The 14,188-nt window shown below is 57.2% G+C and carries 14 protein-coding genes; 4 read left to right on the forward strand and 10 right to left on the reverse strand.

What is annotated here, in order from left to right; all coding sequences use genetic code 11:
* Window positions 1-105 precede the first annotated feature (105 nt).
* A complete protein-coding gene (locus VPX56_RS08270) occupies window positions 106-732 on the forward strand; it encodes a TfoX/Sxy family DNA transformation protein (RefSeq protein ID WP_131635523.1) in 627 nt (208 codons plus the stop codon).
* On the opposite strand, the gene yccS is transcribed toward VPX56_RS08270, so the two are convergent.
* Together yccS and VPX56_RS08280 are read right to left on the reverse strand one after the other, a co-directional pair.
* A complete protein-coding gene (yccS, locus tag VPX56_RS08275) occupies window positions 689-2,851 on the reverse strand; it encodes a YccS family putative transporter (RefSeq protein WP_326471039.1) in 2,163 nt (720 codons plus the stop codon). The genes VPX56_RS08270 and yccS overlap by 44 nt on opposite strands.
* 19 nt (window positions 2,852-2,870) lie before the next feature.
* Entirely contained in the window at window positions 2,871-3,317 is a 447-nt protein-coding gene (locus tag VPX56_RS08280; protein ID WP_326471041.1) for a YccF domain-containing protein, read from the reverse strand.
* Between the two features lie 123 nt (window positions 3,318-3,440).
* On the opposite strand from VPX56_RS08280, the gene helD reads away from it, so the two are divergent.
* Complete coding sequence (gene helD / locus VPX56_RS08285; RefSeq protein WP_326471043.1) at window positions 3,441-5,495, forward strand: DNA helicase IV; 2,055 nt, start codon at window positions 3,441-3,443, stop codon at window positions 5,493-5,495.
* 57 nt (window positions 5,496-5,552) lie between these two features.
* Here helD and mgsA read toward each other — a convergent pair whose 3' ends face one another.
* Window positions 5,553-6,011 (reverse strand): methylglyoxal synthase, encoded by a 459-nt coding sequence (mgsA, locus tag VPX56_RS08290; protein WP_326471045.1) that lies wholly within the window; start codon window positions 6,009-6,011, stop codon window positions 5,553-5,555.
* Between the two features lie 80 nt (window positions 6,012-6,091).
* Window positions 6,092-6,754 carry a curli synthesis inhibitor gene (gene csgI, locus VPX56_RS08295; protein WP_263609186.1) on the reverse strand — a complete coding sequence of 221 codons (663 nt, stop codon included), beginning with the start codon at window positions 6,752-6,754 and terminating at the stop codon, window positions 6,092-6,094.
* Between the two features lie 173 nt (window positions 6,755-6,927).
* Between csgI and VPX56_RS08300 the strand changes: the two genes are divergently transcribed.
* Entirely contained in the window at window positions 6,928-7,341 is a 414-nt protein-coding gene (locus VPX56_RS08300; RefSeq protein ID WP_263609187.1) for a CoA-binding protein, read from the forward strand.
* Between the two features lie 33 nt (window positions 7,342-7,374).
* On the opposite strand, the gene hspQ is transcribed toward VPX56_RS08300, so the two are convergent.
* Complete coding sequence (gene hspQ / locus VPX56_RS08305; RefSeq protein WP_010429359.1) at window positions 7,375-7,692, reverse strand: heat shock protein HspQ; 318 nt, start codon at window positions 7,690-7,692, stop codon at window positions 7,375-7,377.
* Between the two features lie 60 nt (window positions 7,693-7,752).
* On the reverse strand, window positions 7,753-8,943 hold the full coding sequence (gene rlmI / locus VPX56_RS08310) for a 23S rRNA (cytosine(1962)-C(5))-methyltransferase RlmI (protein WP_131635516.1): 1,191 nt from the start codon (window positions 8,941-8,943) through the stop codon (window positions 7,753-7,755).
* 93 nt (window positions 8,944-9,036) lie between these two features.
* Here rlmI and yccX point away from each other — a divergent pair, with 93 nt between their 5' ends.
* Complete coding sequence (gene yccX / locus VPX56_RS08315) at window positions 9,037-9,318, forward strand: acylphosphatase (RefSeq protein ID WP_131635515.1); 282 nt, start codon at window positions 9,037-9,039, stop codon at window positions 9,316-9,318.
* Here yccX and tusE read toward each other — a convergent pair.
* The 4 genes from tusE to VPX56_RS08335 form a co-directional block, all read right to left on the reverse strand.
* Window positions 9,315-9,644, reverse strand: a complete 330-nt coding sequence (gene tusE, locus VPX56_RS08320; RefSeq protein ID WP_008499913.1) for a sulfurtransferase TusE — start codon at window positions 9,642-9,644, stop codon at window positions 9,315-9,317. The genes yccX and tusE overlap by 4 nt on opposite strands.
* Before the next feature lie 68 nt (window positions 9,645-9,712).
* Window positions 9,713-10,264 carry a LuxR C-terminal-related transcriptional regulator gene (locus VPX56_RS08325; RefSeq protein ID WP_263609188.1) on the reverse strand — a complete coding sequence of 184 codons (552 nt, stop codon included), beginning with the start codon at window positions 10,262-10,264 and terminating at the stop codon, window positions 9,713-9,715.
* A 10-nt stretch (window positions 10,265-10,274) separates the two neighbouring features.
* Window positions 10,275-11,432: a CfaE/CblD family pilus tip adhesin gene (locus tag VPX56_RS08330; RefSeq protein WP_326471052.1), complete on the reverse strand. Its 1,158-nt coding sequence runs from the start codon at window positions 11,430-11,432 to the stop codon at window positions 10,275-10,277.
* Between the two features lies 1 nt (window position 11,433).
* The gene (locus VPX56_RS08335) at window positions 11,434-14,151 is read right to left on the reverse strand and encodes a TcfC E-set like domain-containing protein (protein WP_326471054.1); all 2,718 of its coding nucleotides are present in this window, start codon (window positions 14,149-14,151) and stop codon (window positions 11,434-11,436) included.
* Window positions 14,152-14,188 lie beyond the last annotated feature (37 nt).

A 14,188-nucleotide genomic window follows, 5' to 3' on the forward strand; every position in this document is an offset into this window, starting at 1 on the left:
TGAAAAAATCATCTTGCTCATTGGCAATAAGTTGCCTATTTTCCTGCTAACGGATCCGCTAGTAAGAAATTCTGCTGTTATTGTATGATTTTTAAAGGAATTATTATGAAAAAGATATCTTATGAACGGATTTATAAGTCGCAAGAATACCTGTCCCCGTTGGGTGAAATCCACCATCGTGCGCTTTTCGGCGGCTATACCTTGGCCGTGGATGATGCGGTTTTCGCAATGGTGTCAGATGGCGAACTCTACCTGCGAGCCTGCGAAGAAAGCGCAAAATACTGTGTAAAGCATGCTTCCTCTTTCCTGACCCTCATGAAGCGGGGGCGCCCGGTGCTGCTTAATTATTATCGCGTCGATGACGGCCTCTGGCAGGACAGACAAAGACTGCTTCAGCTTTCGTCATTTGCACTCGATGCGGCAAGAAAAGAGCGCTATCAGCGGCATCAGCGCAATCGGCTCAAAGATCTGCCCAACCTGACGTTTCAACTGGAGGTTTTGCTCTGTGAGGCCGGGATCACCAACGAAGAGACGTTGCGGCAGCTGGGTGCGAGAGAGAGCTGGCTGAAAATGCGGGCAAAAAACAAAGCGCTAAGTATGAAAATTCTCTTTGCGCTTGAGGGGGCAATAGAAGGGCTGCATGAGGCGGCGCTCCCGGCGCTGATTCGCCAGGAGCTAACCGAGTGGCTTAATGCGCTGCCCGATCTGCAGGAAAATCACTCCTCCAGGTAGCGATTTGCTGCTGCAGTCGGCAAATTTCTGGCAGCAGAGCGATAAGCAGGCCAATCTGCTGAAGAACCAGTGGCGCTTTGCTGTCGTTACCCGGATCAAGATGCGCAATGCGTTGTGCCAGTTCATCAAGAGCATGCTGAACGCGCGGCTCGTCGGCTGGCAGATGATGAAGCGCATCATCGACGTAACAGACGGCGTCATCCAACAAGGCGAGAATGCCCGGGTTGGTGAGTTTTTCCCGGTGTGCCCCAAGCGTGGAGATATAGCTTGTAAACGTATGATTCAGGCAGAGCAGGCGGAAGGCCGTCTCTCGAATGTCTGCTGTAGCACGAGGTTCCGTAGACATGTTAGAGACAACCGACGCCAGTTCAGCATCACTGTTATGGGCATCCCGGCGGGCAATGCGGTACGCCAGGCGGTTATCGCGCCCCTGATGATACTGTTCCAGGATGGCATCAAGGTATCTGCAGTTGGCATTCATTGCCCGGTCCAGCACGCGCGGTAGATTGCGAAAACGCCAGTCTGGCCAGATAAAGCTTACCGCCGCCCATGCGATCGCGCAGCCGATCAGCGTATCGATCACTCGGGGAAGAGCGACTTCAAAACCCTCACCTAGCAGATTAAAACAGAGCAAAACCAGAAGCGTGATGAACATCGTTGCATGCGCATACTGGACGTTGCGAAAGGCGAAGAACAGCACGCCGGTAATCACGATCAGGATAAGCTGTCCTTCGATGGACGGCACGAAATAGAGTACCGGTAGCCCGATCGCAACCCCCACCAGCGTACCGATAATACGCAGCGCAAGGCGGTGTCGGGTGGCGTTATAGTTTGGCTGGCAGACAAACAGGCTGGTCAGCAAGATCCAGTAGCCGTGATGCAACCCGGTAATCTGGATAAAGGCGTACCCCACGCAGAGCACCAGGGACATTCTTACCGCGTGGCGGAAGAGGGCCGATTCCGGCGTAAAGTTGCGGCTCAAGCGTAACCACATATCGCTAGCGCTGTGCACGCTGTCATCGGCAAGCTGATTTTCCGCATCATTACGCGGAAGTGCCATTGCCTGCTCTGACTCAATGGTAGCCAGCTGAGCGTCTATCGCCCGTAGGTTATTGAGCAGAAAACCCAGCGCTTTGATCTGTTCCGGCGACGTTCCGCTGGCCTGTACGCGGTCGAGCGCTGCATCGAGGTGGCTAAAGGCGCGTTCAAAAAGCGGATCGTGCTGGTAGGGGGTGCGCAGCAGTATCGAACGCGCCAGCTGCTGGCAGGCCTGGGACTGCATGGACAGCAAGCGCTGGAAGCGGAACATGACGTCGCTATAGCGAAACTTTTCGCGCAGAGAGGCATACTGTACATGCGAAGAGCTGGCACGTTCATGAATGTCCTGTGCGGCAAAGTAATAATGCAGCGTTCTTCGCGTGCCGCGCTGGCCGCGATCGCCCCGAAGGCGGGTGAGCAACGAGGCCTTCGTCTGGTTTAGGGTTGCGACCAGCTGACCGTTTGCCAGGGCCAGATCGTAAAGCGGCGCCTGACTCTCCTCTTCGATATCCGGGTCAAATAGCCTGGATTTGAGTTCAAGGTAGCGGGCTAGCTGCTCATAGCTGCGTGCGAGATTATCCTGCAGGGGACGCACCGGAAAGATGAGATGGCCGGTTAGCGTCAGCAGGTTATACCAGATAGCGCCCAGCAGCAGCAGAACGGGCTGCTGATACCACTGATCGTAAAGTGAAACCCCCAGCATCGTGTAAATGGCTATCAGCAGGGCCCCAAACGCGATGGTGGCATAGCGCTGCCCAAGGCCACCGAGCAGGATAAATCCGCTGGTGGAAAGCGTCAGGCCTAACGCGAACAGCCAGGGCCAGGGGAAAAGCAGTTCGACAGAAGCGGAAGCAATAAAGAAACAGATGAGGGTAATAACAAGGTTGCGAAGTCGCCCCGCTAAACGATCGTCCAGATCCGCAAGCGCCCCCGCCACCACGCCCAGAGTAAGCGGTATGGTGAGCTTCACGTCATTCAGCCACCATGGCAGGGCGACGGTACCGCATAGTGCAATAAAAATTCTGACGTTATAAAGCCAGGAGCTGTTCCAGGTATAGCGGCGTAGCAGTGGGCTTAGCATAAGCGCGGCCAGTCCTTATTTACTGAAAACGACGGCGAGCGTTCGCTTCTCGCGCCGCCTGTGCCACTTCAACCGGAACAACCCTGCGTCCGACGGGCCACAGCGCAATGGCGGCAATCTTGAAGTTCGCGATCCCCACCGGAATACCAATAATGGTGATGCACTGCGCAATACCGGCCAGAATATGCATCAGGCACAGCCACCAGCCAAAGAAAATCAGCCACAGCACGTTCAGCAGGGTGCCGCCCGTATTCATCAGCGCATTTTTTCTCTCTGGCTCCAGCTCGTCAACGTGGACAGCCTCATTCCCAAAGGGGATAAGCGAGAGTTTGGTGATTTCCCAGCAGGAGCGGGTCAGCGGAAGCGTAAAAATAAGTACGACGCTCACCAGGGTTGCAAAGAGCCAGGAAAGGGTGGTGGCAAAACCGCCCAGGACAAAATTCAAAATATTCAGAACGGTACGCATAAACCCTCAGTTCCTTTCGATATGATTAACGCTTGGTGATTGTAACGTTTTTTTAGGCTGGAGCACCTTAAAACTGGCAGTTAAACTATCAGACAAATTATCTCTTCATGGATCCGGCTGGATATGGAACTGAAAGCAACTTCTATGGGCAAACGCCTGGCGCAGCACCCTTACGACAAGGTCGTCCTCCTGAACGCGGGGGTGAAGGTCTCGGGTGAACGCCACGAATACCTCATTCCGTTTAACCAGCTTCTCGCCATTCACTGCAAGCGCGGGCTGGTGTGGGGCGAGCTGGAGTTTGTGTTACCCGCCGATAAAGTTGTGCGCCTCCATGGTACCGAGTGGGCGGAAACGCAGCGCTTCCATCATCATCTGAATACGCTCTGGCAGCAGTGGAGCCATGATATGAGCGTGATTGCCGCGCAGGTACTGCAGCAGGTGCTGGACGATATTGCGCAGAGCAATGCGCAACAAAAATGGCTGACCCGTCAACAGACCGCCGGGCTGCAGCACAAGATCCGCCAGGCGCTTACGGCGTTGCCATTACCTGCAACGCGTCTCAACGAGTTTGATAATTGTCGTGACGCCTGGCAGCGGTGTCAGGCCTGGCTGACCGACATCGATAAGAGCCGTCTGGCGCACAATCAGGCGTGGACCGACGCCATGCTCACCGAATATGCCGATTTCTTCAGCACTGTCGAATCATCGCCGCTCAACCCTGCGCAGGCGCGCGCGGTGGTCAATGGCGAGCAGTCGCTGCTGGTGCTCGCGGGTGCCGGAAGCGGCAAAACGTCGGTGCTGGTCGCGCGCGCGGGCTGGTTACTGACCACCGGCGAGGCCGTTGCCGACCAGATTTTGCTCCTGGCTTTTGGGCGCAAGGCGGCACAGGAGATGGACGAACGTATTCAGGAACGCCTGCACACCCAGGATATTGCCGCCAGAACCTTCCATTCCCTTGCGCTGCATATCATTCAGCAGGGCAGCAAGAAAGTTCCTTCCATAAGCAAACTGGAAAACGACACCCAGGCGCGGCAGGCGCTGTTCATTAAAACGTGGCAGCAGCAGTGCAGTGAAAAAAAGGCGCAGGCAAAAGGGTGGCGTCAGTGGCTCGAGGAGGAGCTTGGCTGGGCGGTACCGGAGGGCAGCTTCTGGCAGGATGAGAAGCTGGCGCGTCGTCTGGGATCGCGCCTTGACCGCTGGGTCAGCCTGATGCGTATGCACGGGGGTTCCCAGGCAGAAATGATCGAAAACGCGCCGGAGGCGATCCGCGATCTGTTTTCAAAGCGCATTAAGCTGATGGCCCCAATGCTGAAAGCCTGGAAAACGGCCCTGAAGGATGAAAATGCCGTCGATTTCTCTGGCCTGATCCATCAGGCCATAATCATTCTCGAAAAAGGCCGCTTCGTCAGCCCGTGGAAACACATTCTGGTGGATGAATTCCAGGATATTTCCCCCCAGCGCGCCGCGCTGCTTTCGGCACTACGGGCGCAAAATAAGCACACGTCGCTGTTTGCCGTGGGCGACGACTGGCAGGCCATCTACCGGTTTAGCGGGGCGCAGCTCTCCCTGACCACCGCGTTTCATCACTATTTTGGTGAGGGCGATCGCAGCGATCTGGATACCACCTACCGTTTCAATTCCCGGATTGGCGAAATTGCCAACCGCTTTATTCAGCAGAATCCGCATCAGCTGGCTAAGCCGCTCAACAGCCTGACGCCGGGGGATAAAAAGGCGGTTACCCTGCTGGCAGAAGATCAGCTCGAGCCGCTGCTGGACAAGCTCAGCGGCTACGCAAAGCCCGATGAACGCATTCTGGTGCTGGCGCGCTATCATCATCTCAAACCGGCCGCGCTGGAAAAGGCCGCCACCCGTTGGCCGAAGCTGCAGCTTGATTTTATGACCATCCACGCCAGCAAAGGCCAGCAGGCGCATTACGTCATTGTGCTGGGACTCAAGGAGGGGAGCGACGGTTTCCCGGCTCCGGCGCGCGAATCAATAATGGAGCAGGCGCTGTTGCCGGCGCCCGAGGATTTCCCGGATGCGGAAGAGCGACGCCTGCTGTACGTGGCGATGACCCGCGCGCGCCATCGCGTCTGGCTGCTGTTCAATAAAGAGGAGCCATCCGTGTTTGTCGATATCCTGAAGAGTATTGATGTGCCGGTAGCGCGTAAACCATAAGGATGTCAGGCAAGATTTTGTAGGCCGGGTAAGGCGAAGCCGCCACCCGGCAAAAAGCTAATTCAGTCTCTCGGAAAGATAACGCTGATAATCCGGAATAAGGATCTCAACCGGGGAGTTAAACTGCGGTGATTCAATGATGAAATCCGCCGTCGACAGGTTCGTCGCCACCGGAATGTTCCAGACCGTAGCAAGACGCAGCAGCGCTTTCACATCCGGATCGTGCGGAACTGCATTCAGCGGGTCCCAGAAGAAAATCAGTACATCAATCTTCCCTTCCGAAATTTTCGCGCCTACCTGCTGGTCGCCACCCATCGGGCCGCTCAGCATGGCGTTAACCTCCAGGCCCGTTTCGCGGTGGATCAGGTTGCCGGTTGTGCCGGTCGCTGAGAGGTTATGTTTTTCCAGCAGCGACTGATGGCGGCGAACCCAGTTCAGCAGCATCTGTTTACAGTGATCGTGCGCGACCAGCGCAATGTGTTTGCGTTCCGGGAGGGTGCGTGTTGTCAGTTCCATAAGCGTGTCCGTAAGATTAACCCATCACACGATGACGGGAACTGCCTGATGCTGCAAGAGAAAGGAGAAAAAAATGTGGCTTACGACGAAGGTTGTTGCTTTACCCACTGTAAAAAACGGGCTCGCGTATCAGGATCGGCCTGCTGGAACCAGAATTTCAGGCGCTGCTCGGTTAACGTTTGTGACTGAGGCGGTATAACATCCAGCTCGGATACGCCGGATAACAGCGTGCTGTCGTCCGCCATCATGGTGGCAAATTGCGGCAGCGAGGCGCGCTTATTCGCCTTGTTATAGTTTTCCGTATCGGCTTCGTAATTTGTTCCTTTCGGTGATTGGGTTATCGCCAGAATATCCAGTTTCACCGGGATCGGCATTGAATCGCCGTCCAGCAATTCAATGCGAGGAGCGGCGTCAAACGCGACGGCCTCTTTGTCCGTTTCCAGGCGCGGCAGGTTAAAATTGACCTTGCTGATGCGCTGGGTGTTAAAGCTGAGGATCAGCGGCGGGGAAATATACATCCGCTGCTCATGGTTAGCCAGGCGGATGGGTTTTTCGATGCGAAACACGACCTGATGCGGCCCGTTGTCCAGCTCGATGCTGTCCGCGCCGCGCAGTAACGAACTGGAGACTTTTTTTCCGTCCAGCACCAGCAGATCGATATCGGTCGACAGTCGAAGCGTCGTGGCAAAGACGCAAATCGGCATCACTAACGCAATCACAGCAGAGGCAAGGCCGGCTTTCATAGGGTGCTCCTGTCAGGAAAACCTTCTTCGCAATAATGTATCTAAATTTTTCGAAAATCATGTTTACTAACATATAGACATATTTTGCCGTTTTGCCCTCATACATCCGTATGGGATGAATGGTTGAGATGCGCGCTTTGGCGTACACTTTTAAAAAAGCCAGGAGGAAGACCATGAAAGAGAACGATATTGCCGAGATTTTGACGTCCACGCGCACCATTGCGCTGGTGGGGGCGAGCGATAAGCCGGATCGCCCAAGCTACAGGGTAATGAAGTACCTTCTCGATCAGGGCTACCACGTTATCCCTGTTTCACCCAAGGTGGCGGGCAAAACGCTGCTGGGCCAGCAGGGATACGCCACGCTGAATGACGTGCCGGAAAAAGTGGATATGGTGGATGTGTTCCGAAATTCTGAGGCCGCATGGGAAGTGGCGCAGGAAGCCATCGCCATTGGGGCAAAAACGCTGTGGATGCAGCTGGGCGTTATTAACGAGCAGGCCGCCGTGCTGGCGCGCGACGCGGGGTTGAACGTGGTGATGGATCGCTGTCCGGCGATTGATATCCCCCGACTGGGGCTGGCGAAATAAAAAAAGCCCGGTCGTCGGGCTTTTTTTTCACGCTTAGTTCCGCAGGCGAGGCGCCTGTAGCTGTTTGCGGATAGTCTGAGCAAGTTCATCCATCGTGGGTTGCTCCGGATGTTCATCCTGCAGTTCACTACTCAGCTGCGCTTCGGCAAGATAGGTATGGACGGGCTGACCGTCGTCACCTTCCATTACCACATGATACCAGGGCGCGGCGCGAAGCTCTGCGTCAACCGCCAGCTCGTCTGCTGACGGTTCATCAAGGGAATACTCCGGGTCGATATCCACGACCACACCCAAATACCCAAGCAAGGTGTGGCGGACCTGCTGGCCGATACCGAATTTGCTGGCAATCATAGTCACCTCCCGGGAAACATTACATACACCTTATGTGCGGGCAATATTTCTCATTTCAAGTTACATGACGCGACAGGCAAACCCTTTCAGATACAGCCCTTCCGGGTAGGTAGCGATCACCGGGTGGTCGGCGGCCTGACGGAACTGCTCTATAAATTGTACATCACGACCGGCATCTATTGCGGCATCGGCGATGATTTTTTGGAATAAATCGGTCGTCATGAGGCCGGAGCAGGAGAAGGTCAGCAGCACGCCGCCCGGGTTCAGCAGCTGGATCGCCAGCATGTTGATGTCCTTATAGCCGCGGCAGGCGCCCATCAGCTGGCTTTTGTTTTCCACGAACTTTGGCGGGTCCATGACGATAACGTCGAATTTCTCACCCTGGTCGCGGTATTTGCGCAGCAGCTTGAACACGTCATCGCGCACGAACTCCGCTTTGCTCAGATCCAGCCTGTTCAGCTCGACGTTCTGTTTCGCCACGTCCAGCGCTTCCTGGGAGGTGTCCACGCTGACAACCTGAGCGCAGCCGCCCATCAGGGCAGACACCGCAAAACCGCCGGTGTAGGAGAAGCAGTTCAGCACGCGCTTGTCGGCAACGTACTGACGGGTTGCCAGACGGCTGTCGCGCTGATCGAGGTAATAACCGGTTTTATGGCCGCCCTGAATGTCGACCAGCAGCTTCATGCCGTGCTCTTCGATAGGCAGCAGGGCAGGCGGCAGTTCGCCGGTGACCGGCCCCTGCGTCAGCTCCAGCCCCTCTTTTTTACGTACCGCCACGTCGCTGCGGTCGTAAATGGCGCATTCCGGGAAAACGGACTGAAGGGCGCTAATCAGCGCGGCGCGCTGATATTCTGCCCCGGCGCTCAGGAGTTGCAGCACCAGGAAGTTGCCGAAGCGGTCAATCGTCACGCCAGGCATACCGTCTGACTCACCGGCGATCAGGCGGTAGCTGTCCAGCCCGTCACGCTTTGCCAGCCAGTCACGCCACTGGCGGGCCTGCTGCAGGCGGCGAACGAAGAAATCGATGTCGATGGTTTCGTCTTTATCGAAGGTCCAGACGCGGGCGCGGATCTGAGACGCTGGCGAGTATGCGCCGCGCGCTAACCATTTCCCCTGATGGTCAACGATATCAATGGTTTCACCGAGGCTGGCTTTGCCTTCCATACGGGCAACGGCGCCGGAGAACACCCAGGGATGGCGGCGCAACAGTGACTTCTCGCGCCCTTTGGCTAACACTAAACGTACACTCATAATTTGCTATTCTGTCGATTCCAATGAAATGGCCGCCATTTTCCCGAGTTCGGTGGGGAATTGCAACGCGCCAGACGGATAAGGAGAAGGAAGATGTCAAAAGTCTGCACCATTGCCTGGGTTCACGGCGTCGTACAGGGCGTGGGATTTCGTTACAGCACGCAGCGTGAAGCCGTTCAGCTTGGCCTGACGGGATACGCGCGTAACATGGATGACGGCAGCGTTGAGGTGCTGGCGTGTGGTGAAGCGGAGCAGGTTGACAAGCTGGTGGCGTGGCTGAAGGCGGGCGGGCCGCGTAGCGCGCGGGTTGACAAGGTCTTAACGGAACCTCATCAACCCGGCAAGGAATACGTAAACTTCGGTATTCGCTATTAAATGCACTTCACCGGCTTAGGCAGTCCGGCGATTTTGGTCGCCTGTTTTGCCGGGCCTTTCGGGAAGAGGCGATACAGATAGCGGCTGTTGCCTTTCTCTTCGCCGAACTTATTCGCCATCGCCTTGACCAGCATGCGGATGGCGGGAGAGGTATTGAATTCAAGATAGAATTCGCGCACGAAGCGCACCACTTCCCAATGTTCAGGGGAGAGGGTGATGCCTTCGTTTTCCGCAATTTTCTCCGCCAGCGGTTCGCTCCAGAGCGTCGTATCTTTCAGATAGCCTTCGCTATCGGTCTCAATTTCCTGGCCTGCAAAAATGAACATAATCTTCTGTCGTGTGAAAAATATCGGCCCCAGTGTAGCAAAAAAGGGCCGGGGGGATAAACCGCGACCTACAGGAGCAGCTGCAGCAGGTTGTTGGCGTTGAGTTTTTTCAGGGCATTGCATTTGTGCGTTGAAACCTGTTTTTCCGACATGTGGGTCACGATGGCTATATGGCGCACGGGCAGCCCGGTAAGCATCAGATCAAGCACGTTGAATTCAATCCCGGTCAGGCAGCAGTCAAGACTGCGGACGCGGCGAGGCTCTTTAGCCAGCAAATATGCCGCATCCGCAACGGAGATCCGGTCATCGATGATGTAAATCGGTAGCGTGGCGAAGCGTTTACGCAAATGCGTGGCCAGCGCCCAGCCTTTTTCGTTACAGACCAGATAAAGGCTGCCCTGCCAGCGGGCGGCTTCCAGCCTGAGCAAGATGTTAATCAGCGCCTGATGCGTGGCCGCAACCGAGAAACGACAGCGGATGACCAAAACGCGCCTGGCGAGCAGCGACGGCTGCCACCTTACGGTGTCGCTCTGCACCTGACGCGGAACGCCACGGCGCAGCAGCGCATAGCGCAATCCTTCGGCGTAAAAACGGTTATTGTCGAGAATAGCGTAGCTCACGGGGACCTCGTTATAGCGTACTGGGGGTATAGATAACGCGCAGCGTGCCGGTGTAATCGCCCGCATTTTTGCTGCTGGCGGCAAACGAAGGCGTCTTCAGGACGATCGGCGCGGGAATGCAAAGCACGCTTTCGCGGCCGCCGGGCAGAATGACCTGGCGCAGATGCTGCGGATCGTTCGTGCCTTGCCACACCAGCGTTTTACCGTTGGCAGCGGTTTCCGTTGCGCCGGTGATCGGATTGGTCACAAGAACCTGATAATCAAGACGATCCCGCGCGTCGGTCTGGCTTCCACCGCGACGGCGGATTGAAAAGGCCCCCTCGGTCCGGCCAGCCGCGGCGAGCCCGTCATCCTCAAACCGGAGGTACGCGCGGGTGCTGGCGCTGTTATTGCCGTCGTACAGGCACATGTCCACCGTGCTTTCACCCTGGATCTCACTCCCGCCGGGCCGTCCCGGGAAGTTGGTCAGGTTGAGGTTTACAATAGGCGTCGAGTGCGGAAATGCGGGCAGGTAAATCTGCTGATTGCCCGGGTCGACCACCTCGATACGCACCGTCGCCTGCCAGGTGGCGATGCTGAGATAGCCGGGGCATCCCACGTTCACATCGTTGAAGTTCCCGCCGCAGTCGGCGCTTCCCCATTGACGCAGGTCCTGCCTCAGCGTGGCGGTCCAGATGCCCGGCTGGGCGAGCTTGTCCAGTTCGCTTCTCACAATGTAGTAATCGAAATAGGGCTCTCTGTTCCAGGCGGTGATATCGCCCGTCCCGCCGGTAACAAAGCTGGCGAAGGTAAAGACTTTACTGTTGATAAACATGTGGTGTTCGCCGTACACCTTGATATCCACCGTTTTTTTGGTGAGGGCATGGGTAAAACGGAGCGAGATGGGATAAGGCGCAGCCGGGTTTGCCGAAAACCAGACCGGGGCAGTCATGCAGGCCCCGTAGGTGGGGTCGGTGCGGGAACGACAGGTCAGGGTATTTCGCCCCCATTTTTGCGGATCGGCGGTATCGTAGCCGCTCGGCTCATGCACCCAGATGTCAAAGCGTGCCGGGGGCGCGGAGCGATCGTAGCTAATTCCCACGCTGGTATTACGCCCGGCAGGGGCGCCCGCCTGCGCCTGGCCTGCCCACAGGATAAAGATCGTTAAAATTAAGAGAGACTTATTCACATCATTTCCCTTTGGTAAGGTTCTCTGCATTCATTGCGGTTGGGCCAGTCGGCACCGAACGTCCGGCAAGCATCAGCTGCGCCTGCTGCTGGACGGCATCCGGCAGGGCAGAGAAGGTCAATTCCCGACAGGGGATCGAACCCACGTAACGCACCACGTCGCGCATGCTTTTCACGTTCAGCGCGCACTGATAAAACTGCTGCTGACGCACCAGGTAGAGGTTATGCAGCAGCGCATCGCTGTGGGCACTAAACCCACCGTTGCCGAGATCGCTCCAGCCGTTCACGTTCAGCGGCACGCCGCCGATAAACGGCGTATGGCGTTCGTCGGTGAGCTGGCCGAGCCAGGTGTAGCTCGCGGTGGTTTGCACGTCCCGACGCAGCATTTTGCCCGGCACCATAAACAGCGTTCTGCTGCCCGAACCCTGCGTAATTTCACTGCTGACGCCGTGGGAAACATTCAGCGATTCGTTCACCGTCAGCGTGGTTTGCTGATAGCCCGGCACGGCGAACAGGGCGCGGCTGTTTGCCGGAATATCCGCGCTGCCGCCGTTGTCCAGCGACACGGCGACGCGAGGGTCCTGCGAATCCTCAGGCGTAGCGACCTGCACGGCGACAGCAGACGCAGGGCGCCCGTCGCTCCAGCGGCCCATCCACAGCCCCGAGCGCGAGAGGGCGAGGGTAGAGCTGTAGTTGCCGCTGCTGCTTAGCGTATGCCGCTGCTCCTGACGATCCCAGGCGTCGCTCACCGTCAGGCTTCCGTTGCCGTATCGCCCGCCCTGGCGCGTGTAGGCCGAGGTATTGAGCGAATCGCCATTAATGCCCGAGGCGCTCAGGCCATACTCATTCTCGCCGCGCGCGTCGGCATACCAGTTATGCGCCACGTTATAGCTCAGCTGATTCTTTTCCCGCTGCTGGTGCTGCCAGGTCGCGCCCACGGAGGTATAGCTTGAGGCATCACCCTGGCGGTTATGCGCCAGCGACACGCTCACGCTCAGGTAGCCGCCTTTGTCCTTGCCCTCGCGGGAATCATCCCGACGCATGAACAGGTTGATGCTGCTGTTGACGTTCAGGCCGCGGGCGCTAAACGCGTTGCTCAGACCGCCCTGCCAGGCCCGCGTGCGGGAGCGGGTCATATAGACCGACTCCCACGGCAGGCCCGCGTCGTGGCGATCGTCATTGTCCGGCAGCTCTCGCCGGGAGACGTACCGCCCTTCGTTGCGGTTGTCCGAATACCCCAGGCTGGCATACCAGGAACCGACGGGGACGGAGAACATCACCGACAGGCTGCGATAACAGCCGTTCACCGCGTCGAATCCCGCGCTGCGGGTATTGCAATTGTCCGCCGACAGCGCGTTGCGATAGACGCTCAGGGAAAATCCATCGCTGTAGCTGATTTGCTGAATATTGCCGCGTTGTCCTTCGCTGCCGTAGAGGTAGCTAAACCGGGTGCTTAACACGCCGTCGACGGGGCCCGCATTGAAGCCGCGGCTCCAGTCGAGGGCGTTTTCGATAAAGCGCTGGTTTCTCATCACCGTTGCGCCGCTGGTCAGTGCCAGCGTCGGCGTGACGGGCAGGCGCACGCCCGCCTGCGCGACGGCGCGGCGCTGTTCGTCTGCGTCGCTATTGTCCGTTTCGCCCGCCTGCAGGAACCACTCGACGCGGTCAAACGGCGTAATGCCCGTTCGGGTAAACGGCACCTGCTCGGTGCGCGTCAGCCGGTTATTTTCGTAGATGGACAGCGTCACGGTATAGCTTCCGTCCGGGAACGCGCGGGTATCCAGGTTTTGCGCACCGGCGTTGAGATAAAAGCTCGCCAGCAGCTGGTTGCCCCGGCGTGCGTCAATGCGGGCATCGTGGGAAAGCAGCACGGTGATGGGCGTTCCCTTCGACTGTTGAACCGGGTTGATCCATGCTCTAGTTGAGCCCGTGCGCAGGCCGCGAATTTTACCCAGCGGAAGCTGGCTGAGCGTGATATTCCCCCCGGCGTTGCTGAACAGGTCTCGCGTATCCATCGCGCCCATCTGCACATAATATTGACGCAGTAAATCCTGGCGGAACCAGGCGTTATTGACGGTCATTTCCTGCTGTTGCTCGTGACGGGAACGCTGGCCCAGCCAGGTCCAGTCCAGATTGAGGTAGCCATCCTGCGTGACGGCAAGCGCGCCGTTGCCCTGAACCGTCGCTGACTGGTAATCCCGGTCGGCGACAAAGTTGATGTTTTGCTGATGTATCAGCGCATTTTCGGTGCCCTGCGTGGGCTGATACCACTGATTCTCCGCCGTCGGTTTTGGCAGGAATTTTTTGTCCAAAAACAGGCTAATACGGGCGTTGTTTTCGTCATAAATAATGGCCGCGCGCCGGGTGTCGATATAATCGCATCCCGTCGCCGAGCCGTTGCTGCTGCAGGCCAGGTTGCCGTTACGGGCAAGCGGAACGGCCAGTGCGGCAGAGACGGTGGCGATCAGGGCAGGGTCGTCATTAAACTGGCGCTTGATGGCCGCGACTACGGTATCCGGCGCGACAAAGCTCACCGTTTCAAGATTAATATCCGTTTCAAAAAGGCCAAGCGATTCGCCGTACAGGCTGACTTCCGTCCACAGGCGCTGCGTTTTTGCGAGATCTTCAAACCCTGCCGGAACGGCCATCTCGGCGCAGGCGAGTTGGATAGATGCGGGTAACAAAGCAACAAAGAGGAGAGTATTTCTGTGAAACGCCATGAACGAGCCTCGACATCATCCTGACGTCAGAGGGTGA

Origin of the sequence: Enterobacter wuhouensis (assembly GCF_035835995.1) — a bacterium.
Taxonomy (GTDB): Bacteria; Pseudomonadota; Gammaproteobacteria; order Enterobacterales; family Enterobacteriaceae; genus Enterobacter; species Enterobacter wuhouensis.

Coding starts and splice junctions, on each gene's coding strand:
- csgI (WP_263609186.1), bottom strand. CDS start 6,754: ATGAAAGCCGGCCTTGCCTCTGCTGTGATTGCGTTAGTGATGCCGATT.
- rlmI (WP_131635516.1), bottom strand. CDS start 8,943: ATGAGTGTACGTTTAGTGTTAGCCAAAGGGCGCGAGAAGTCACTGTTG.
- VPX56_RS08270 (WP_131635523.1), top strand. CDS start 106: ATGAAAAAGATATCTTATGAACGGATTTATAAGTCGCAAGAATACCTG.
- tusE (WP_008499913.1), bottom strand. CDS start 9,644: ATGTTCATTTTTGCAGGCCAGGAAATTGAGACCGATAGCGAAGGCTAT.
- hspQ (WP_010429359.1), bottom strand. CDS start 7,692: ATGATTGCCAGCAAATTCGGTATCGGCCAGCAGGTCCGCCACACCTTG.
- mgsA (WP_326471045.1), bottom strand. CDS start 6,011: ATGGAACTGACAACACGCACCCTCCCGGAACGCAAACACATTGCGCTG.
- VPX56_RS08335 (WP_326471054.1), bottom strand. CDS start 14,151: ATGGCGTTTCACAGAAATACTCTCCTCTTTGTTGCTTTGTTACCCGCA.
- yccS (WP_326471039.1), bottom strand. CDS start 2,851: ATGCTAAGCCCACTGCTACGCCGCTATACCTGGAACAGCTCCTGGCTT.
- VPX56_RS08280 (WP_326471041.1), bottom strand. CDS start 3,317: ATGCGTACCGTTCTGAATATTTTGAATTTTGTCCTGGGCGGTTTTGCC.
- helD (WP_326471043.1), top strand. CDS start 3,441: ATGGAACTGAAAGCAACTTCTATGGGCAAACGCCTGGCGCAGCACCCT.
- yccX (WP_131635515.1), top strand. CDS start 9,037: ATGTCAAAAGTCTGCACCATTGCCTGGGTTCACGGCGTCGTACAGGGC.
- VPX56_RS08300 (WP_263609187.1), top strand. CDS start 6,928: ATGAAAGAGAACGATATTGCCGAGATTTTGACGTCCACGCGCACCATT.